This window comes from Mesorhizobium sp. M0800 (genome assembly GCF_040320095.1).
Classification (GTDB): Bacteria; Pseudomonadota; Alphaproteobacteria; order Rhizobiales; family Rhizobiaceae; genus Mesorhizobium.
The window spans coordinates 322,431-343,023 of sequence record NZ_JAMYOZ010000004.1; the positions used below are offsets into that span (position 1 = coordinate 322,431).

At 61.9% G+C, this 20,593-nt stretch carries 19 protein-coding genes; 2 read left to right on the forward strand and 17 right to left on the reverse strand.

Features of this window, described 5'->3' with window-relative positions; translation table 11 throughout:
* Positions 1 to 71: 71 nt before the first annotated feature.
* From NKI18_RS08150 to dusB, 6 genes are all read right to left on the reverse strand, one after another.
* Positions 72 to 935: a D-amino-acid transaminase gene (locus tag NKI18_RS08150; protein ID WP_352615763.1), complete on the reverse strand. Its 864-nt coding sequence runs from the start codon at positions 933 to 935 to the stop codon at positions 72 to 74.
* 88 nt (positions 936 to 1,023) lie between these two features.
* Positions 1,024 to 2,385, reverse strand: coding sequence for a nitrogen assimilation response regulator NtrX (ntrX, locus tag NKI18_RS08155; protein ID WP_352615761.1), 1,362 nt, complete (start codon positions 2,383 to 2,385; stop codon positions 1,024 to 1,026).
* Positions 2,375 to 4,660 carry a sensor histidine kinase NtrY-like gene (locus tag NKI18_RS08160; protein ID WP_352502927.1) on the reverse strand — a complete coding sequence of 762 codons (2,286 nt, stop codon included), beginning with the start codon at positions 4,658 to 4,660 and terminating at the stop codon, positions 2,375 to 2,377. Before NKI18_RS08160 ends, ntrX begins: the two co-directional genes overlap by 11 nt.
* A 128-nt stretch (positions 4,661 to 4,788) precedes the next feature.
* Positions 4,789 to 6,249: a nitrogen regulation protein NR(I) gene (ntrC, locus tag NKI18_RS08165; RefSeq protein WP_023675074.1), complete on the reverse strand. Its 1,461-nt coding sequence runs from the start codon at positions 6,247 to 6,249 to the stop codon at positions 4,789 to 4,791.
* Positions 6,246 to 7,388, reverse strand: coding sequence for a two-component system sensor histidine kinase NtrB (locus NKI18_RS08170; protein ID WP_023675075.1), 1,143 nt, complete (start codon positions 7,386 to 7,388; stop codon positions 6,246 to 6,248). The genes ntrC and NKI18_RS08170 overlap by 4 nt, the downstream gene beginning before the upstream one ends.
* Complete coding sequence (gene dusB, locus NKI18_RS08175; RefSeq protein WP_353019337.1) at positions 7,385 to 8,410, reverse strand: tRNA dihydrouridine synthase DusB; 1,026 nt, start codon at positions 8,408 to 8,410, stop codon at positions 7,385 to 7,387. The genes NKI18_RS08170 and dusB overlap by 4 nt, the downstream gene beginning before the upstream one ends.
* Positions 8,411 to 8,590: 180 nt before the next feature.
* On the opposite strand from dusB, the gene NKI18_RS08180 reads away from it, so the two are divergent.
* Both NKI18_RS08180 and NKI18_RS08185 read left to right on the forward strand, forming a co-directional pair.
* The gene (locus NKI18_RS08180; protein WP_352615754.1) at positions 8,591 to 9,811 is read left to right on the forward strand and encodes a bifunctional 2-C-methyl-D-erythritol 4-phosphate cytidylyltransferase/2-C-methyl-D-erythritol 2,4-cyclodiphosphate synthase; all 1,221 of its coding nucleotides are present in this window, start codon (positions 8,591 to 8,593) and stop codon (positions 9,809 to 9,811) included.
* Positions 9,808 to 10,317, forward strand: a complete 510-nt coding sequence (locus NKI18_RS08185) for a CinA family protein (protein ID WP_352615751.1) — start codon at positions 9,808 to 9,810, stop codon at positions 10,315 to 10,317. Before NKI18_RS08180 ends, NKI18_RS08185 begins: the two co-directional genes overlap by 4 nt.
* Here NKI18_RS08185 and NKI18_RS08190 read toward each other — a convergent pair.
* From NKI18_RS08190 to eno, 11 genes are all read right to left on the reverse strand, one after another.
* Complete coding sequence (locus NKI18_RS08190; RefSeq protein ID WP_352457493.1) at positions 10,293 to 10,754, reverse strand: type II toxin-antitoxin system RatA family toxin; 462 nt, start codon at positions 10,752 to 10,754, stop codon at positions 10,293 to 10,295. The genes NKI18_RS08185 and NKI18_RS08190 overlap by 25 nt on opposite strands.
* Positions 10,755 to 10,766: 12 nt before the next feature.
* Positions 10,767 to 11,732 carry a lipoyl synthase gene (gene lipA / locus NKI18_RS08195; protein WP_352457494.1) on the reverse strand — a complete coding sequence of 322 codons (966 nt, stop codon included), beginning with the start codon at positions 11,730 to 11,732 and terminating at the stop codon, positions 10,767 to 10,769.
* Positions 11,733 to 11,869: 137 nt separating this feature from the next.
* On the reverse strand, positions 11,870 to 12,127 hold the full coding sequence (locus NKI18_RS08200) for a GlsB/YeaQ/YmgE family stress response membrane protein (protein ID WP_023675081.1): 258 nt from the start codon (positions 12,125 to 12,127) through the stop codon (positions 11,870 to 11,872).
* Positions 12,128 to 12,225: 98 nt separating this feature from the next.
* Positions 12,226 to 13,671, reverse strand: a complete 1,446-nt coding sequence (gene lpdA / locus NKI18_RS08205) for a dihydrolipoyl dehydrogenase (protein ID WP_352615748.1) — start codon at positions 13,669 to 13,671, stop codon at positions 12,226 to 12,228.
* Positions 13,672 to 13,682: 11 nt separating this feature from the next.
* Entirely contained in the window at positions 13,683 to 14,321 is a 639-nt protein-coding gene (locus NKI18_RS08210) for an SGNH/GDSL hydrolase family protein (protein ID WP_352615745.1), read from the reverse strand.
* Complete coding sequence (locus tag NKI18_RS08215; RefSeq protein WP_352615742.1) at positions 14,318 to 14,737, reverse strand: hypothetical protein; 420 nt, start codon at positions 14,735 to 14,737, stop codon at positions 14,318 to 14,320. Before NKI18_RS08215 ends, NKI18_RS08210 begins: the two co-directional genes overlap by 4 nt.
* A gap of 17 nt (positions 14,738 to 14,754) precedes the next feature.
* On the reverse strand, positions 14,755 to 16,131 hold the full coding sequence (locus NKI18_RS08220; RefSeq protein ID WP_352615740.1) for a pyruvate dehydrogenase complex dihydrolipoamide acetyltransferase: 1,377 nt from the start codon (positions 16,129 to 16,131) through the stop codon (positions 14,755 to 14,757).
* Between the two features lie 18 nt (positions 16,132 to 16,149).
* Complete coding sequence (locus NKI18_RS08225; protein WP_352615737.1) at positions 16,150 to 17,553, reverse strand: pyruvate dehydrogenase complex E1 component subunit beta; 1,404 nt, start codon at positions 17,551 to 17,553, stop codon at positions 16,150 to 16,152.
* 15 nt (positions 17,554 to 17,568) lie between these two features.
* Positions 17,569 to 18,558, reverse strand: a complete 990-nt coding sequence (pdhA, locus tag NKI18_RS08230) for a pyruvate dehydrogenase (acetyl-transferring) E1 component subunit alpha (RefSeq protein WP_245274631.1) — start codon at positions 18,556 to 18,558, stop codon at positions 17,569 to 17,571.
* A gap of 222 nt (positions 18,559 to 18,780) precedes the next feature.
* Positions 18,781 to 19,101 (reverse strand): FtsB family cell division protein, encoded by a 321-nt coding sequence (locus tag NKI18_RS08235; RefSeq protein ID WP_353019346.1) that lies wholly within the window; start codon positions 19,099 to 19,101, stop codon positions 18,781 to 18,783.
* A gap of 134 nt (positions 19,102 to 19,235) precedes the next feature.
* The gene (gene eno, locus NKI18_RS08240; RefSeq protein ID WP_352615735.1) at positions 19,236 to 20,510 is read right to left on the reverse strand and encodes a phosphopyruvate hydratase; all 1,275 of its coding nucleotides are present in this window, start codon (positions 20,508 to 20,510) and stop codon (positions 19,236 to 19,238) included.
* Positions 20,511 to 20,593: the final 83 nt, after the last annotated feature.

A 20,593-nucleotide genomic window follows, 5' to 3' on the forward strand; every position in this document is an offset into this window, starting at 1 on the left:
AAACACCATCTTGCCGTCAGTAACGACAAGCAGAACGAGATATATTGATGTTCATTCCATCTGTGCGGTTATCAGGCTGGACTTTTTTCCGCAACGTCAAAAAAGGCCTGCCGTAATGAAACTGTTATCGAGCCCGGGTGGCCGTTGGCGACGGGAGCGCCATCGATCGCCACCACCGGCATGGCAATCGTGGTCGCGGAGCTGATGAAAACCTCGCGCGCGGCCTTGGCTTCAGCCACCGAAAAACCGCGCTCCTCGATCTTCAGGCCGAGCTTGGCGGCCACGTCGAACAGCGTCGTACGGGTGATGCCGCGCAGGATGCCGTGGTCGGCCGGCCGCGTCACCAGCACGCCATCCCCGGTGATGATCCAGGCGTTCGACGATCCACCTTCCTTGACGGTGCCGTCGACATCGACGAACCAGGCCTCCTGAGCGCCGGCTTCCTTGGCTTTCTGCTTGGCCAGCACGTTCGGCAGCAGGCCGACCGACTTGATATCGACCCGATCCCACCGGTTCTCCGGCACCGTGATAACCCGGATCCCGCTCTCGGCGCGCTTCGCGGCAGCTGCAGGATCGGCTTTTTTGGCAGTCACCACCAGCGACGGCTTCGTGTCCGCCGGCGGAAAGAAAAACTCGCGGCTGGCGACGCCGCGTGTCACCTGGACATAGACCAAGCCGTCGACGACATGGTTGCGGCGCACCACCTCGCGCATGACGAGCGGCAGCACGCCGCGCGTGATCGGCCAATCGATCGAGAGTTCGGCAAGTGAGCGGTTCAATCGGGCGAGATGGCGCGGCATGTCGACGATGAAGCCTCGTGCCACCTCGCAGACCTCGTAGACGCCGTCGGCGAATTGATAGCCACGGTCCTCGATATGCACGGAAGCTTCGGCGTGAGCGACGTAGCGCCCGTTCACATACGCAATGCGCGGCATGGCTGATCCCTGAAAGAAGTCCAGCTTTCTTATGCGATTCCAAGACCGCCGTAACCGATAATTGGGTGGGCCACGACTGGTTTGGCTGTCAGACGCCCAGCGACTTCAGCTTGCGGTGCAATGCAGAGCGTTCCATGCCGATAAACTCTGCCGTCTTCGAGATATTGCCGCCAAAACGGTTGATCTGGGCGATCAGATAGTCCTTCTCGAATTGTTCGCGCGCTTCCCGCAGCGGCAGCGCCATTATGTGCTGATCGGATTTGTTTGGAGTGCGCGGCATGACGTCGCCGATCTCGGCAGGCAGGAGATCGGCGGTGATCGGCGCATCGACATCGTCGCCGCGCGCCAGGATCATCAGCCGCTCGACATTGTTGCGCAACTGGCGAACGTTGCCCGGCCAGTTATGCGCCTGCAGCACCGCCAGCGCGTCGTCGCCGATGCGGCGCGGCTTGATGCCGGCCTGGCGAGCGATCTGCTTCATGAAATTGTCGACCAGATAAGGAATGTCCTCGCGACGCTCGGCCAGTCCCGGCACCATGACCGGAACCACGGCCAGGCGATGATAAAGGTCCTCGCGGAAACGGCCGTCGGCGATCATGGCTTCCAGGTTCTGCGAGGTCGACGAGATGATGCGCACGTCGACCTTGACCCGCTTGGTGCCCCCTACCCGCTCGAACTGCTGTTCGACCAGCACGCGCAGGATCTTGTTTTGCGTCTCGCGCGGCATGTCGGCCACTTCATCGATGTAGAGAATGCCGCGATGGGCTTCCTCCAGCGCGCCGACCTTGCGTTCGACGCCGTTCGATTCGGTGCCGAACAACTCGATCTCCATACGCTCAGGCGTGATGTTGGCGGCGCTCAGCGTCACAAACGGTGCACTCTTGCGCGCTGAGAGCGCGTGGATGGCGCGCGCCGCCAGTTCCTTGCCCGAGCCGGAGGGGCCGATAATCATGACGCGGCTGTTGGTCGGCGCGACGCGCTCGATGGTCTGGCGCAATTGGCTCATTGCCGATGACATGCCGATGAGGTCGAAAGTCTCGCCGCTGCGCAGCTTGAGATCCGAAACCTCGCGTCTCAATTTGGAGGTTTCGAGCGCCCGTTCGGCGATGAGGATCAGCCTGTCGGCCTTGAATGGCTTTTCGATGAAATCATAGGCGCCGCGGCGGATGGCCGAGACTGCCGTTTCGATATTGCCGTGGCCCGAGATCATCACCACCGGCAGGTTCGGGTGCATCGTCTTGATCTCGTCAAGCAAGACAAGGCCATCGAGCCGCGAGCCCTGCAGCCAGATGTCGAGGAAAATCAGCCTGGGTGCCCGGTCGGCAACCGCCGCAAGCGCGCTGTCGGCGTCAAACGCCGTGCGTGTTTCGTGACCTTCGTCGCTCAGGATACCGGCGACGAGTTCGCGGATGTCTTCCTCGTCATCGACGATGAGAATATCAGACGCCATTACCGACCTTTTCAGTTTCTTTTTCGTGTTCCGTCTTGCCCTCGCCGCGTACCGGAACGGTGGCGGCAACCGGCAGGATGATGCTGATCATTGCACCCCGCCCATCGTGGAAGTCCGCTGGTGCATCGTGCAATTCGAGTCGCCCGCCATGGTCCTCCACGATCTTCTTGACGATAGCGAGGCCAAGCCCGGTGCCTTTCTCGCGTGTCGTCATGTAAGGCTCGAGCAAGCGCTGCCGGTTTTCGCGCGGCAAGCCCCTGCCGTTGTCGATGACGTCGATTCGAATCGCGCCATTCTGACGCCCGGCTTGAATCCGGATTATGCCGTGCGGACGATCCTCTGCATCAAGTCCGTCGATGGCTTCGGCAGCATTCTTGATGACGTTGCCGAACGCCTGCGCCATCAGGCGGCTGTCGAACGTGCCTTTGAGCGGCTCATTGCCGAAGACGCGCTCGAAGGTGATGTCGGCGCGGCTCACCTCGACCAGGAACGAGGCCTCGCGCAACGAATCGCGCAGATCGATTGCCTTCATTTCCGGTTTCGGCATGCGGGCGAACGCCGAGAACTCGTCGACCATGCGGCCGATGTCCTCCACTTGCCGGATGATGGTGTCGGTGCATTGATCGAAAACCTCACGGTCCTCGGTGATGACCTTGCCGTAACGGCGCTTGATGCGCTCGGCCGAAAGCTGGATCGGCGTCAACGGGTTCTTGATCTCGTGGGCGATGCGCCGCGCCACGTCGGCCCATGCAGAGGAACGCTGTGCCTGGACCAGATCGGTAATGTCGTCGACTGTCACGACGTAGGATTTATCCTCCGAACCGTCGTCGCCGGCTTCAATCGTGATCTGCACGTTGAAGGTCCGTTCGGTGCCGGCACGATAGAAGGTGACCTGTTCGCGATAGACCGGCTTGCCCGATTTGCGGCCGATCTCGAAGACGCGGCCGACATGCGGCAGCACGGCGGAAAGGTTCTGCCCAAGCGCTGCCGTGGCGGATATGGCCAGCATCGTTTCGGCCGAACGGTTGACGATGGTGACGATGCCATATGGATCGACGCCGATGACCCCGGCGGTGACGCCGGCAAGCACCGCCTCCGAAAAGCGCCGCCGCTCGTCGATCAAATCCTTGGCCGACAGGATCTCGTTGCGCTGCGATTTCAGCTCCATCAGCATCTTGTTGAAGGTGTCGCCGAGCGAGGCGACGTCACCGTCGGAGGGGCGGACAGGCACGGCTACGTCGAGATTGCCGGTAGCGACCTCATCGGCCGCGCCGATGAGCTGACGAATCGGCCGCACCAGGCGGTCGGCCACCGCAATGCCGGTCCAGATGGCGGACAGGATGATGATCAGCGTCAGCGACAGATAGGGAAGCGCGAAAGCCACTTGCGAGGTGCGGCGATTGTCTTCGAGACCGCGATATTCGGCGGTGTTGGATTTGACGATCTGCCGCGCCTTGATCACCTCGGGATCGACGAGGCGGATGGTGTAGAGATAGAGGCCGTCGATCTCGCGCAGCTTGACGATGGCACCCATGATGTTGCGGGTGCGCGGTTCTATCAGCACCGGCTTGCCGTCGGCAGCGCTTGCCACGGCGCCCTCAGGCGGCTCCGGCATGGCAAAGTCCGCGTCGGTCTTGGCGCTCATAACGAAGGAACCATCGGGCTTGATGAGTGCTGCGTGCGCCAGCGAGCGTCCCACCGCCTCCTTGTTCATGAGGTCGAGAAAACCGGTACGATCGAGGCCGTAAAGCGTGCGCGAAGCGTCGAGGTCGTAAGCCATCGACAACGTCGTGCCCTGAAGATTTCGCGCGTTTTCCTGCACATAGGCGTCAGCGATAGACAACGACGAATTGACGATCGTCTTGGTGCGGATCTCGAACCAGCGGTCGAGGCCGATGTCGAGCGTGATCGACGCGATGATCGCCACCATGATCGCGGGGATGGCGGCGACTAGCGCAAACATCGCCACTATGCGCACATGCAGGCGCGACGCAGCCTTGCCATGCCGTCGTGCCATCAGGATGCGATGCACCTCGCGGCCGACCAGCAAGATCAGAAACAGGACGAACGCCGCATTAAGCGCAATCAGCGCCAGCGTCGTCCTCGCGTCGGGCGTGATCGGCGTCGCGCCGACCAGAATGGCGAAGGAGATCGCCGCCGTCACCAGCGCACCGGCAACGGCGATCACGCCCGGCAGCGCAAGCAGCCGGCGACCGTCTCGCGCGCCCGTATTGCTGAAAAGCGATTTGCTCAGTGTCGGTGCGTGCAGGGCCATGTCGCCGTCTAGAGCCAGTGATTGCGTCGGATGTATGCAACGCATTGTGGCGATTATGCAACAAGTGTGGCCGAGACGGAAATCTTTCGGTAATCGATCCCCTGGAAAGCGCTCGTAAAGGGATTCGTCTAGACCTGCCTGGACGATTTGTAGACGTTGACGCCGAGTTCGCGAATCTTTTTGCGCAGCGTGTTGCGGTTGAGCCCCAGCAATTCCGCAGCCTTGATCTGGTTACCGCGCGTTGCGGTCATCGAGGCGAGGACCAGCGGGTATTCGACCTCGGAGAGGATTCGCTGATAGAGCCCGGCCGGGGGCAAGTCGCCGGCAAACGAGGCAAAATAGCGTTGCAGGAAATGCTCCACCGCCTGGCCGATGGAAAGGTCATCGGGAATGAGGTTGCCGCCACCTGGAACCACAGGCCTTTCGCCGGTCTTCAACTCCGCCTCGATGATCTCGGCGGAAATCTCGTCCTGCGAATACAGTGCGGCCAGCCTGCGGATGAGGTTTTCGAGTTCGCGCACATTACCGGGCCATGGGTAGCGCTTCATCAGTTCGATGCCGCCGGTGGAAATGCGCTTGGTCTGCAGGCCTTCACTGGCGCCGAGCTTGAAGAAGTGCCGGACGAGGTCCGGAATGTCCTCCGACCGCTCGCGCAGCGCCGGCAGCCTGAGCGGCACAACGTTCAAGCGGTAGAACAGGTCCTCGCGGAAAAGCCCCTGATTGATCAGTGTGCGCAGGTCCTTGTTGGTGGCAGCGACGATGCGCACGTCGGTCTTGATCGGCGTGCGGCCGCCGACCGTGGTGTACTCGCCCTGCTGCAACACACGCAGCAGCCGCGTCTGCGCTTCCATCGGCATATCGCCGATCTCGTCGAGGAACAGCGTGCCGCCTTCGGCCTGCTCGAAACGGCCAGTGGAGCGGTTCTGTGCGCCGGTAAAGGCGCCCTTCTCGTGCCCGAATAGTTCCGATTCGATCAGGTCGCGTGGGATCGCCGCCATGTTGATGGCGACGAAGGGGCCACCACGACGACGGCCATATTCATGCAGCGCGCGCGCCACCAGTTCCTTGCCGGTACCCGATTCGCCCGAGATCATCACCGTCAGGTCGGTCTGCATCATGCGCGCCAGCATGCGGTAGATGTCCTGCATGGCCGCCGAGCGGCCGACCAGCGGCATCGTTTCCGGCGGCTCGTCGGCCCGCGTATCGATCTTGGGCCGCCGCGGTTCGGAAAGCGCGCGGTTGACGATGTTGAGCAACTCCGTCAGGTCGAACGGTTTCGGCAGATATTCATAGGCTCCGGTTTCGGAGGCCCGGATCGCGGTCATGAACGTGTTCTGCGCACTCATGACGATGACCGGCAGTTCCGGTCGCGCCTTCTTGATGCGCGGTAGCATGTCGAAGGCGTTCTCGTCGGGCATGACAACGTCGGTGATGACCAGATCGCCCTCGCCCGCCGCCACCCAGCGCCACAGCGTCGAGGCATTGGAGGTGACGCGCACGTCGTGACCGACGCGCGAAAGCGCCTGGTTGAGGACTGTGCGGATGGCCGCATCGTCGTCAGCGACGAGAATATTGCCGCGAACGGTCATTTGCGGTCTCCTTCACCGTCGTCGTCGGTGCCAAACTGAGTTTCTTTCCACGCCGGCATCAGGATACGGAAGGTGGTGCCGCGCGGCGTCGATTCGCATTCAATGATGCCGCCATGTTCGCCGACGATCTTTGCGACCAGCGCCAGACCGAGACCGGAGCCGTTCGGCTTGGTCGTGATGAAGGGATCGAACAGGATCGGCAGGATATCCTCGGAGACACCCGAACCGTTGTCGCGCACGCAGAATTCCAATGGCAGCGACACGCGGTCCTGCGTTCCGGGCACGGAAACACGGATGCCCGGGCGGAAGGCGGTCGACAGCATGATCTCGCCCTGCGGATCACTGCCGATCGCCTCGGCGGCATTTTTCACCAGATTGAGGAAGACCTGGATGAGCTGGTCGCGATTGGCAAAAACAGGAGGCAATGATGGATCATAATCCTCCAATATCTTGATCCGCTTGGCAAAACCGTTCTTGGCGATTGCCTTGACATGGTCGAGCACGACATGGATGTTGACGGGGTAGCGGTCGATCGGCCGCTCGTCCGAAAACACCTCCATGCGGTCGACCAGCGAGACAATGCGGTCGGTCTCGTCGGTGATCAGCCTGGTCAGTGCGCGATCCTCGTCGGACGCCGACAGCTCAAGCAGCTGCGCGGCACCACGAATGCCGGACAGCGGGTTCTTGATCTCATGGGCAAGCATCGCGGCAAGGCCGGTGACCGAGCGCGCCGCACCGCGATGCGTCATCTGCCGGTCGATCTTGTCGGCCATTGAGCGTTCCTGGAACATTACCACGACGGAGCCTGGAAATTCCGTCACAGGCGCGACGTAGAGATCGACCACCTTCTCGATGCCGAGCCGCGGCGACGACACGTCCACCCGGTATTCGTTGACTGGCGCCCGGCGCTCGCGCACCTGGTCGACAAGCGTCAGCAGCGGACTGCCGAAAGGAATGAGCTTGTGTAGCGTATTGCGCGCGAGCATCGTGGCGCTCGACCGGAAAAAATCCTCGGCATCGGCATTGGCGAAGGTGATGAAGCCTTGCGGATCGACCATGATCACCGGCCGACGAATGGTGTTGAGCACAATATGCGCGGCGTCCGCCATATCCGTGCTCTGTGTGACGGTGGCGTTCATGCCGCACTCCGCAGGTTCGCCGCTTCGGGAGCGCTTGAAAATACGTCGCGCAGCAAGGAAATGACGCGCCCAGGCTCGAAAGAAGTGAGTATGGCCTTGCGCCGGTCGTCGCTTGTGGTGGCGTGGCGGTCGAGATACCAGCCGAGATGCTTGCGCGCCTGGCGCAATCCGCTTTCCACGCCATAGAGCGTCAGCATGTCTTCGTAATGGGCAATGACGTAATCGGTCAGCGCTTGCGGGCTTTCCGGCATGCCGGATAGTGCCTCGGCCAGCGCGGCCGCTACAATGCTGCCGGCGGTCCACGGCGCGCCATAGTGCGCACGGCCGATCATCACCGCGTCGGCGCCGGATTGGTCGAGGATCGACGCAGCCTCTGCCGGCGAGCCGACATCGCCATTGGCAACTACAGGGATCGAGACGGCCTGCTTGACGCGTGCGATGGCACGCCAGTCGGCCGTGCCCTGATAGAACTGGCAACGTGTGCGGCCATGCACCGTCACCATCATCACCCCGGCCTGCTCGGCGCGTCGCGCCAGCATCGGCGCGTTGAGCGCGCCTTCGTCCCAGCCGAGCCGCATTTTGACCGTGACCGGCACGTCGACCGCGCCGACTACCGCTTCGATCAGCGACAGCGCGTGGTCGAGGTCTCGCATCAGTGCCGAACCGGCATAGCCGCCCGTCACTTTTTTGGCCGGGCAGCCCATGTTGATGTCGATGATGTCGGCGCCTTCGCCGACCGCGATTCGCGCGCCCTCGGCCATGTGCATCGCCTCGCGGCCGGCAAGCTGGACCATGTGGACAGGCAGCCCGGAATGACGGATGCGCAGGCCCGAGCCAGCCCTGCCCTTTGCAAGCTCACCGCTCGCCACCATTTCCGAAACGACCAGCCCGGCGCCATGCGCATGGGCGCGCTGCCGGAACGGTTCGTCGGTGATGCCCGACATCGGCGCGAGAAACACGCGGTTGCGGATTCTCACGCCACCCACATCCAGCGGCGAAGCCAATTTGGTCACATCAGGCATGCACAAAAACCAAGCACCTTCGGTTGCTGCACATTCTCTAGCCAGAACGACGGCAATGTGCAACGCGCAATGTCGTGACATTAAGGCGCATTTGGGAAAAAAAGGATCGCCGCACCGCATCAATCCTGGGTCTTCTGAAAGCGATACCACTTTTCTGGATCATGCGCTAAGCGTCTCGGCATGAGAGACGTGAGCGAAAAGCATGCTGCCGACGACAAGGTCGCCGTGGTCATCGTTGCTGCCGGTCGCGGCGCGCGCGCCGGACAGGCCAATGGACCGAAGCAATATCAGCAGATTGGCGGCGGCGCCGTTATTGCACGCACACTCGACGCCTTTCTGACGCATCCGAAAATTGGAGCTGTCGTCGTTGCTATACATGCCGAAGACGACGCGCTTTTCCGCCGCGCCGCCGGCGCGAACGCCGACCGTGTCGTCGCTGTGATCGGCGGTACGTCACGCCAGGAGTCCGTCCGGCTTGGACTGCTGGCGTTGAGAAGCCATGCGCCGGGCCGGGTCCTGATCCATGATGCGGCTCGGCCGTTTGTCGATGCGGAACTGATAGACCGTACGATCGCCGCCATTGAAGAGCGCCAGGGAGCGCTGCCTGCTTTGCCCGTTGCCGATACGCTGAAGCGCGAAACGGCCGAAGGCATGATCGGCGAAACAGTGTCCAGGGCCGGGCTCCATGCCGCACAAACACCACAAGGCTTTCCCTTCTGGCCGATCCTGGCTGCGCACGAAAAGGCTCATCATCTGGGCAAGGCGGATTTCACCGACGATGCGGCTATCGCCGAATGGGCGCATATTCCGGTGAAGATCGTTCCCGGCTCGCCGGACAATGTCAAACTGACCTGGGCGCGGGATATTGCAATGGCGGATCAGCGGCTTTCCAGCGCCCCACGTTTTCCCGACATCCGAACCGGCAATGGCTATGACGTGCATGCGTTCGAGCCCGGCGACCATGTCACCCTGTGCGGCGTCGCCATTCCACACGACAGGAAGTTATCCGGCCATTCGGATGCCGATGTCGGTCTCCATGCCTTGACCGACGCCCTGCTGGCCACCTGCGGCGCCGGTGACATCGGCACGCATTTCCCGCCCTCCGACCCACAGTGGAAAGGGGCCGCTTCACGCATCTTCGTCGAACACGCGGCCAAGCTGGTGCGCGCGCGCGGCGGGCGCATCGCCAACGCCGACATCACCCTGATCTGCGAGGCGCCGCGCGTCGGCCCACATCGCGAGGCAATGACCGAAGCGCTTTCGGCAATGCTGCGAATTTCGCGCAATCGCATCTCGATCAAGGCGACAACCAATGAGAAGCTCGGCTTCGTCGGCCGTGAGGAAGGCATAGCGGCCATCGCGACCGCCAGCGTTGTGTTTCCAGGGGATGTCCCCGAGTGAGCAATAGCGATCTCGCAGATGCCCTGCTTCAGGCCTGCCAGCAGCGCGGCATCATGCTGGCGACGGCGGAGAGCTGCACCGGCGGCATGATCATCGCCGCGCTGACCGACATTGCCGGCTCTTCCACGGTGGTCGATCGCGGCTTCATCACCTATTCCAACCAGGCCAAGACCGAAATGCTCGGCGTCTCGGCCGCTACGCTCGAAGCGCACGGCGCGGTCTCGCGCGAGACTGCGGTGGAGATGGCGGCCGGGGCCTTGGCCCATTCGCCGGCCGGGCTCGCGCTCGCGGTGACCGGCATCGCCGGTCCGGGCGGCGGCTCGGCGGAAAAACCTGTCGGCCTGGTCTGGTTCGGCGTTGCCGTGGCTGGCCGGCCGGTAGTCAGCGAATGCCAGCTGTTCGCCGACAAGGGCCGTGATTTCATCCGCCGGGAGACGGTCCAACATGCGCTTGAACTGGGTTTACGCGCGCTCGCCGCGGATCAGGCTGCCGATGGCGCGCCGTAGATGATTTCGGCACGTTTCTCGAACGCCTCGGAGAACATGCGGAAGGCGCGGTCGAACATGGTTCCCATGAGCGCACCCAGAATGCGGCTCTTGAACTCGTAGTCGATAAAGAAGCAGACGTTGCAACCGCCGCCGTCCGCCGGGTCGAAGCGCCAGACATTGCTGAGATATTTGAACGGGCCGTCGATATATTTGACGTCGATGGCGTTCTCGTCAGGCTTCAGCAGCACCTGCGTGGTGAAAGTCTCGCGGATCGCCTTGTAGCCGATGCTCATGTCCGCGATGAGCAGGGTGCGTCCGTTGCGTTCCTTGCGCGAACGAACCGTAAGTGCCTCGCAAAGCGGCAGGAATTGCGGATAGGATTCGATATCGGCAACCAGAGCGAACATCTGTTCCGGCGTATGCGCAACGCGGCGATGGGCTTCGAATTGTGGCATGAAACCAGTGTGTTAGGCGGACTTCCTGAGAAACGCTTCGCGCGCCGCGCGCAACCTGGCAAAGTCGTCCCCGGCATGGTGCGACGAGCGCGTCAGCGGGCTCGACGCTACCAGCAGGAAGCCCTTGGTCCTGCCGATCGTCTCAAAGGACTTGAATTCCTCCGGCGTGACGAAGCGGATCACCGGATGGTGCTTCTTCGACGGCTGCAGATATTGGCCGATGGTCATGAAGTCGACATTGGCCGAACGCAAATCGTCCATCAGCTGCAGGATTTCGTTCCGCTCCTCGCCAAGGCCGACCATGATGCCGGACTTGGTGAAGATCGAGGGGTCGAGTTCCTTGACCCGCTGCAAGAGCCTGATCGAGTGGAAATAGCGCGCGCCCGGCCGAACCGTCAGATAGTTAGACGGCACGGTCTCGAGATTATGGTTGAAAACATCCGGCTTGGCCGCCACGACGATCTCCAGCGCACCGTCCTTGCGCAGGAAATCGGGCGTCAGGATTTCGATCGTCGTCGACGGGGTTGCTGCCCTGATCGCACGGATGACATCGGCAAAATGCTGGGCCCCGCCATCGGCGAGATCGTCGCGATCGACGGAGGTGATGACGACATGGCTCAAGCCCATTTGCTTGACCGCATGTGCGACACGCGCCGGCTCGTCGGGATCGAGTGCGGTCGGGATGCCGGTGGCGACATTGCAAAAGGCGCAGGCCCGCGTGCAGATCTCGCCCATGATCATGAAGGTGGCGTGCTTCTTCTCCCAGCACTCGCCGATATTGGGGCAGCCCGCCTCTTCGCAAACCGTCACCAGTTTGTGAGACTTCACGATTTCGCGCGTCTCGGCATAGCCTTTCGACATCGGCGCCTTGACGCGGATCCAGTCAGGCTTGCGCAGTACGTCCTGATCCGGCTTGTGCGCCTTTTCGGGATGCCGCAGGCGCGGCGCATTGGCAATCGTGTCGAGGACGGTGACCATGTGAAACCCGGCTCATTGGCAAGCGCTTGTCCAGCGCTCGCTCTACCCACGTCATCTAGGACTTTTCGGCGAAAAGAAAAAGGCCGCGATCACGCATGCCGCGGTGGCCTTTTTCGCATAGCAAGTGCCGACAGAGGTTAGCGGCGCACCAGTCGTCCGACCGCAATCAGAATGCAGGCACCGATGAAGCCGGTGATCAGATAGGCTATCCAGCCGACGCCGAAGATGCCGATGTTCAGGGCCTGCAAGATGGCGTTCAACACGATCGCGCCGACAATGCCGAGAACGATGTTCATGAGGATGCCGGTATTGCTCTTCATGACCATCTCGGCGAGCCATCCCGCCAAGCCGCCGATGATGATGGCTGCAACCCAGCCCACGCCGTTCATTTCCATATGCCCTCTCCTTGTATGATGGATGATGCCTGCGAAACGAATTGCTCTGCCGTCGAGTTCCTTTGTGTCTTCCGTGTGAGACTCGCCCAACTAATTTATCATGCATTCAGTGCGCGGCCATAGGCGTCGAGTACACTCTCCTTCATCATCTCCGACAGCGTCGGGTGCGGGAAGATCGTGTGCATCAGCTCTTCCTCGGTGGTCTCCAGATTCATCGCCACGACGAAGCCCTGGATCAGTTCGGTTACTTCTGCGCCGACCATGTGGGCACCCAGCAACTGGCCGGTCTTCTTGTCGAAAATGGTCTTGACGAAGCCTTGGTCTTCGCCCAGCGCAATCGCCTTGCCGTTTGCCGCGAACTGGAAGCGGCCGACGCGGATGTCCTTTCCGTCGGCTTTCGCTTTGGCTTCCGTCAGTCCGACCGAGGCGACTTGCGGATTGCAATAGGTGCAGCCCGGGATCTTCAGCTTGTCAATGGCATGCACGCCGGGGAAATTGGCTATCTTTTCCACACAGACCACGCCCTCATGCTCGGCCTTGTGGGCGAGCATCGGCGGTCCGGCAACGTCGCCGATGGCGTAGACGCCCGGCACATTGGTCTTGCCGTAGCCGTCGACGACGACGCAACCGCGGTCCGTCTTCACGCCGAGCGTCTCGAGGCCGAGGTTCTCGATATTGCCCTGTACGCCGACGGCCGAGATCATGCGGTCGGCGGTGATCTTCTCGACCTTGCCGTCCTTCATCTCGACATGCGCCGTGACCGAATTGGCGCCCTTCTCGACCTTGGTCACCTTGGCCTCGAGGATGATCTTCATGCCTTGCTTTTCGAACTGCTTTTGCGCGAATTTCGAGACTTCGGCGTCCTCGACGGGCATCACGGCCGGCAGCAGTTCGACCACCGTCACCTCGGCGCCCATGGTGCGGTAAAATGAGGCGAACTCGATGCCGATGGCGCCCGAGCCCATCACCAGCAGCGACTTAGGCATCTCTTTCGGCACCATCGCCTCGAAATAGGTCCAGATCAACTTGCCGTCCGGCTCGATGCCGGGCAATGCGCGCGGCCTGGCTCCGGTCGCCAGGATGATGTGCTTGGCGCTGTAGGTGCCCTCGCCCTTGACGCCCTTTGGCGCCGGCGGCTGCGGCTCCATCGGCTTCTTCGACGATTTTGACACGACGATCTCGCCGGGTTTCGTCAGCTTGGCTTCGCCCCAGATGACGTCGACCTTGTTCTTCTTCATCAGGAAGCCGACGCCGCCGTTGAGCCGCAGCGAGACCTTTCGCGAGCGATCGACGACGGCGGCAGTGTCGATGCTGACCTTGCCATCGATCTTCAGGCCGTAGTCCTTCAGATGATCCGAATAGTGCATGATCTCGGCGGAGCGCAGCAGCGCTTTGGTCGGAATGCAGCCCCAGTTGAGGCAGATGCCGCCCAAGTGCTCGCGCTCGACGATCGCCGTCTTGAAGCCAAGCTGGGCCGAACGCACTGCAGTGACATAGCCGCCGGGGCCGGAGCCGATGATGATGACGTCGTAGTTCTCAGCCACGGCTTTCTCCTTCACAATTCCAACATGAGGCGCACGAGCGGCGCCAGCGCTTGCCCGACGTTCCGCGTGTTTTCCGCGTCCAGGTGGACGCCGTCGAGCGGCGTGGTTTTGGCCACCGTGCCGGCATCGAAGAAGCCGCAGCCGGCCTCGTCGGCAAGGGCGGAATATTGCGGCGCCAGCCGCTTTGACGCGTCATCGCCGCCGGCGAACATTTCCTTGAACTCGGCGTTTTCCGTGCGGCTGACTACGGGCGGCGCGACGATCAGGATCCGCGGCGCCGGCCAATCGAACGGGTAATCGTGACCGCGCACGATATCGATCAGGCGTTGCATGCCTTGTTTGGCCGCGACCGGATTACCGTGAATCCACGGCTTCATATCGTTGGCGCCGAGCATGATGACGATCAAGTCGATCGGCGCATGCGTCGTCAGGATGGTTGGCAACAGCCTTGCGCCATTGCGGTCCGCTCCGGCCAAGTGATCGTCAAAGGCGGTGGTTCGGCCATTCAGGCCTTCGGCGATGACTTCGACGCCGCTGCCCAATGCCGCCTGCAGCACGCTCGGCCAGCGATCTTCCAGCGGAAGCCGGCCGAGGTTTGCCGCGTCATAGCCCCAGGTAAGCGAATCGCCGTAGCAGAGGACCGTCTTCATGTACCTGCCCCGCCGAAACCTGGTTGCGAGCGCGCCAATCGCCAGCGCACGAAAAGCCACTGGACCAGCACTGTAGCGATGCCCGGCAGGACGAGACCGGCGACTATGGGAAGATCGCCCGACCACTGGCTCTTGCCTGGGGGCTGGGAGAAAGTCCAGCCGATCAGGGAAACTCCAACGAGCACAAAAAACGCTACCCCTATGGTCGCCGTCAGCTTTGTTGCCCGTCGTGGGTCCGACATGAATTGTGCGATGAAGAACGCGACCGTCACGAGGACGGTGACGAGAGCCGAGATCATGAACACAAGGATGTACTCTACGTCGGCATTGGTGGCGACGGCGAGCCACTGCGCCACCAATCCGCCCGCCAAACCGGAAAGAAAGAAGGCAAAAAGGCTGGTGAAGAATTTCTGCACCGCCCTGTTCCCTTCTCTTAAACCAGCATGCCCATCGGGTTTTCGACCATGCGTTTGAAGGCGACGAGCAGCTCGGCGCCGAGCGCACCGTCGACGGCGCGGTGATCGGTCGACAACGTCACCGACATGATCGTGGCGATCTTGATCTCGCCGTTCTTGACCACCGCGCGTTGCTCGCCGGCGCCGACCGCCAGGATCGTCGCATGCGGCGGGTTGATGACGGCAGAAAAATCCTTGATGCCAAACATGCCGAGATTGGACACCGCCGTGGTGCCGCCCTGATATTCTTCCGGCTTCAGTTTGCGGCTGCGGGCGCGGCCGGCAAGATCCTTCATCTCGTTGGAGATGACGGACATCGTCTTTTCGTCAGCACGCCGGATGATCGGGGTGATCAGGCCGCCGGGGATCGATACGGCAACGCCGACATCGGCGTGCTTGTGCTTGATCATGGCGTTTTCTGTCCACGACGCATTGGCATCGGGAACCGCCATCAGCGCCATGGCAAGAGCCTTGATGACCATGTCGTTGACCGACAGCTTGTAGGCCGGCGTTTCGCCCTTCTCGGTCTTCTTCACCGGCGCGGCCGCATTGATCTGCGTGCGCAGGGCCAGAAGTGCGTCGAGCTCGCAGTCGAGCGTCAGATAGAAATGCGGGATGGTGGTCTTGGCTTCGACCAGCCGCCTCGCAATGGTCTTGCGCATATTGTCGTGCGGGATCAGCTCGTAGGAGCCTTCGGCAAACAGTTTGAGCACCTGCTCGTCAGACATCGCCTTGGGTGCTGCGGCCGCAGGTGCCGGAGCGCCGACGGGAGCTGCTTTTGCTGCTGGCGCTGCCTTGGCGCCGCCACTGGAAATTGCGGCATCGACATCGGCCTTTACTACGCGGCCGCGGGGGCCGGAGCCTGTCAGCGCCGCGACATCGACGCCGGCTTCCCTGGCAATGCGCCGGGCCAGCGGCGAGGCGAAGATGCGCTCACCGCTTGCGTGGCCGTTGGCGACCGGCACCCCTTCCGCCTTAGGCCCAGGTGCGGCAGGCTCCTGCTTCGACGCTTCGGGCTTTGATGTTTCAGCTTTGGGGGCTTCCGCTTTCGGAGCCTCAGCCTTGGCCGGCGCAGCGCCATCACCGCTTTTGGCGGCAGAAGCAGCATCCTCGCCCTCGGCAGCCAGCACTGCGATCAGCGCATTGACCTTGACGCCTTCTGTGCCGGCCGGAACCACCAGCTTGGCGACCGTGCCCTCGTCGACGGCTTCGACTTCCATCGTCGCCTTGTCGGTCTCGATCTCGGCAATCACGTCGCCGGGCGAAACCTTATCGCCTTCCTTGACCAGCCACTTGGAAAGATTGCCCTCTTCCATTGTGGGCGACAGCGCCGGCATGGTGATGTTGATCGGCATTTTGTCCTCCCGCCCTGCTCAGCGATACGTGACGGCTTTGACCGCCTCGACGACCTCGCCGACATTGGGCAGCGCCAGCTTTTCGAGGTTCGCCGCATAGGGCATCGGCACGTCCTTGCCGGCAATTGTAATGACCGGTGCATCGAGGAAATCGAAGGCGCGCTGCGAGACCTGATTGGCGATATGGTCGCCGACCGAGTTCTGCGGAAAGCCTTCCTCGACCACCACGAGGCGATTGGTCTTTTTGACCGAGGCGATGATCGTGTCGAAGTCGAGCGGGCGGATAGTGCGCAAGTCGATGATCTCGGCATCGATGCCCATGCCGCGCAACTCCGCCTCCGCCTTGAGCGCGTAGGTCATGCCGATGCCGAACGAGACGATGGTCACGTCCTTGCCGGATTTGTGAATGCGCGCCTTGCCGATCGGCAACACGAAATCGTCCATCTTCGGCACGTCGAAGGAGTGGCCGTAAAGGATTTCGTTTTCGAGGAAGATGACCGGGTTCGGATCGCGGATCGCCGCCTTGAGCAGACCCTTGGCGTCGGCGGCGGTATAAGGCATCACCACCTTCAATCCAGGAATATGGCTGTACCAGGCGGCATAGCACTGCGAATGCTGCGCGGCGACGCGGGCAGCAGCGCCGTTCGGGCCGCGAAAGACGATCGGGGCGCCCATCTGGCCGCCGGACATGTAGAGCGTCTTGGCGGCTGAATTGATGATCTGGTCGATCGCCTGCATGGCGAAGTTGAAGGTCATGAATTCGACGATCGGCTTCAGGCCGGCCATCGCCGCGCCAACACCAACGCCGGCAAAGCCGTGCTCGGTGATCGGCGTGTCGACCACGCGTCTCGGACCGAATTCCTGCAACAGGCCTTGTGTGATCTTGTAGGCGCCCTGGTACTCGGCGACTTCCTCGCCCATGACGAAGACGTCGCCGTCGCGGCGCATTTCCTCCGCCATTGCGTCGCGCAAGGCTTCACGCACTGTGGTCGAGACCATTTCGGTGCCGGCCGGGATGTCCGGATCGGCGGCAATTTCCAACCCGGGCGCAGCGGCAACAGGTGCTGCCGCTTCGCTCTTGGCCGCAGCAGCCGCGGGGGCCGGAGCGGCAGCGGGCGCTGCTGCTTGCGCCTCAACAGCCTCCTCGCCGATACCTTCGCCTGCCTCGTCGATGTCTTCGCCATCGACGGCCAGCACAGCGATCAGCGTGTTGACCTTGACACCCTCGGTGCCGGCAGGAACCACGATCTTGGCAAGCGTGCCGTCGTCGACGGCTTCGACTTCCATCGTTGCCTTGTCGGTCTCGATTTCGGCAATGGCATCACCGGCCGCGACCTTGTCACCTTCTTTCTTCAACCACTTGGAAACATTACCCTCTTCCATGGTCGGCGAGAGGGCGGGCATGAGAATTTCGATCGGCATGTCCTTGCCCTCTCGTTAAAGTACGATGTCGGTCCAGAGCTCGGACGGATCCGGCTCCGCGTCGTTCTGGGCAAATTCTGCGGCGTCGGCGACAACGTCGCGGACTTCCTTGTCGATGGCCTTGAGTTCGTCCTCGCTTGCCCATTTCTTGTCGAGCAGCCGCGCCTTGACCTGCTCGATCGGGTCACGTTCGGAGCGCATTTTCTGCACTTCTTCCTTGGAGCGGTATTTTGCCGGATCCGACATCGAGTGGCCGCGGTAACGATAGGTCTGCATTTCGAGAATGAGCGGCCCGTTGCCGGCGCGGCACCATTCGGCGGCGAGGTCGCCGGCTGCCTTTACAGCGCGCACATCCATGCCGTCGACCTGGATGCCTGGAATCTTGAAGGACGCGCCGCGGTGCGAGAAATCCGTCTCGGCCGACGAGCGCGAGACCGAAGTGCCCATGGCGTAGCGGTTGTTCTCGATGATGTAGATCACCGGAAGCTTCCACAGCGAGGCCATGTTGAAGCTTTCGTAGACCTGGCCCTGGTTCGCCGCGCCATCGCCGAAATAGGTCAGCGTCACATTGTTGTTGCCGCGATAGCGGTTGGCGAAGGCAATGCCGGTGCCGAGCGACACTTGCGCGCCGACGATGCCGTGGCCGCCGTAAAAATGCTTCTCCTTGGAGAACATGTGCATGGAGCCGCCCTTGCCTCTCGACAGGCCGCTACGGCGCCCGGTCAGTTCGGCCATGACGCCGCGCGGTGACAACTCCATGGCCAGCATATGACCATGGTCGCGATAGGCGGTGATCATCTGGTCGCCGTCGATCAGCGCCATCTTCATGCCGGTAACGACCGCTTCCTGGCCGATGTAGAGGTGGCAGAAACCGCCGATGAAGCCCATGCCGTAAAGCTGGCCGGCCTTTTCCTCGAAGCGGCGGATGAGCAGCATGTGCCGGTAGGCGGCAAGCTCCTGGTCTTTGGTGAATTCAACAGGCTTCGGGGTGGAAAGGCCCGGCATCTTGCCGTCTGATTTGGATTTGGCAGGCGCTTTTCTGGTGGCGGTGGCCATGCATCACTCCCTGTTGGCGTCTCTTGGCGGACAGCGAGGGAGATCAGTTCTCCCACCGATTTGAGGCAGGCTAACATGCAGGGAAGGCTTTCGCCATGCCGAAAACGCATGGCTGTCATGCATCTAAGCAATTAAAATCATTGCAAATATCGCTGATTAACTGAGATCAGGTTATCTTGCGACCGGCAGCATGATGGTGATCTCGTCGGCGTGGGACAGATTAAGCGCCTTGCGCGCCTGCTCGTCCAGCATGTCCTTCTCCAGCGTGCCCTCATGCATCAGCTGAACGCGGCGCTCGAGATCGATCCGGCGCACCCTGACGGCATCGAGCCTGCCCTGCAATTCGGCAGTCTCAGCTTCGAGCTGATACTTGGAATAGATGCCGAACTCGCCATGATAGGCATGGAAACCGAAATAAGTCAGGAACACCACGCAGAGCGAGGGGATGATCAGCCGGCCGGTGTTTCTTTGCTTGTGCTGGCGTGTCCACATGGTCCGAATCCTCTACGCCGCCTTTGTCGCCCGATTGTGCTTAATGGACGGTTACAGCCTGTTGGATTCAGAGCCTGGAAGCAAAAAAGGGCGGGAATGTCCCCGCCCTCGTCGCAACGGATTTTCTCTCGAAATCAGCTTTTCACGATCGACTTGCCGGCATATCGCGCCTGCTTGCCGAGCTCCTCCTCAATGCGGATGAGCTGGTTGTACTTGGCCATGCGATCCGAGCGCGACAGCGAGCCCGTCTTGATCTGCCCGCAATTGGTGGCAACGGCGAGGTCGGCGATGGTCGAATCCTCGGTCTCGCCCGAGCGGTGCGACATCACCGCGGTATAGCCGGCCTTGTGCGCGGTCTCAACGGCGTCGAGCGTTTCGGTAAGCGAGCCGATCTGGTTGACCTTGACCAGGATCGAATTGGCGACACCCATGCGGATGCCGTCGCGCAGCCGCGCCGTGTTGGTGACGAACAGATCGTCGCCAACCAGCTGCGTTTGCTTGCCGATGAGATCAGTCAGTATTTTCCAACCGTCCCAGTCATCCTCGGCCAGGCCGTCCTCAATGGTGATGATCGGGTAGTCGGCAGCGAGTTTGGCTAGATATTTGGCCTGCGCCTTCGGGTCGCGGGTTTTCCTCTCGCCTTCATAGACGTAGTTGCCATCCTTGAAGAATTCGGTCGCCGCGCAGTCGAGGCCTAGCGCAACCTCTTGGCCGGGCTTGAAGCCAGCCTGCTCGATCGATTCCATGATGAAGTCGAGCGCGGCCGGCGCGCTCTTCAGGTTGGGGGCAAAGCCGCCCTCGTCGCCGACATTGGTGTTATGGCCGGCGTCCTTCAGCTTCTTTCGCAGCGTATGAAAGATCTCCGAGCCCCAGCGCACGCCGTCGCGCAGCGTCGGCGCGCCGATCGGCAGGATCATAAATTCCTGGAAATCGATCGGGTTGTCGGCATGCGCGCCGCCATTGATGATGTTCATCATAGGCACCGGCAGCACTTGGGCCTTGGTGCCGCCGACATAACGATAGAGCGGCAGGTCGGCCGCTTCGGCCGCGGCCTTGGCCACAGCCAGCGACACGCCGAGGATGGCATTGGCGCCGAGCCGGCTCTTGTTGGGCGTACCATCGAGCTCGATCATGGTCTGGTCGATATGGATCTGATTCTCTGCCTCCATGCCGCCGATCGCCTCGAACAGCTCGCCGTTCACCGCCTCGACCGCCGTGAGCACGCCCTTGCCGAGATAGCGGGGGCCGCCATCGCGCAGTTCGACCGCCTCATGCGCGCCGGTCGAGGCGCCGGACGGCACCGCGGCGCGACCCATCGAGCCGTCTTCGAGCACGACGTCGACCTCGACGGTCGGATTTCCGCGGCTGTCCAGGATTTCACGCCCGACAATGTCGATGATGGCCGTCATTGCGATGTCCCCGATTGATCGATTGAAGCGTCGCGCACCTCTTAGCCAAAGCGCCGCAAAACGCAATCGGGGCACTTGCAAAT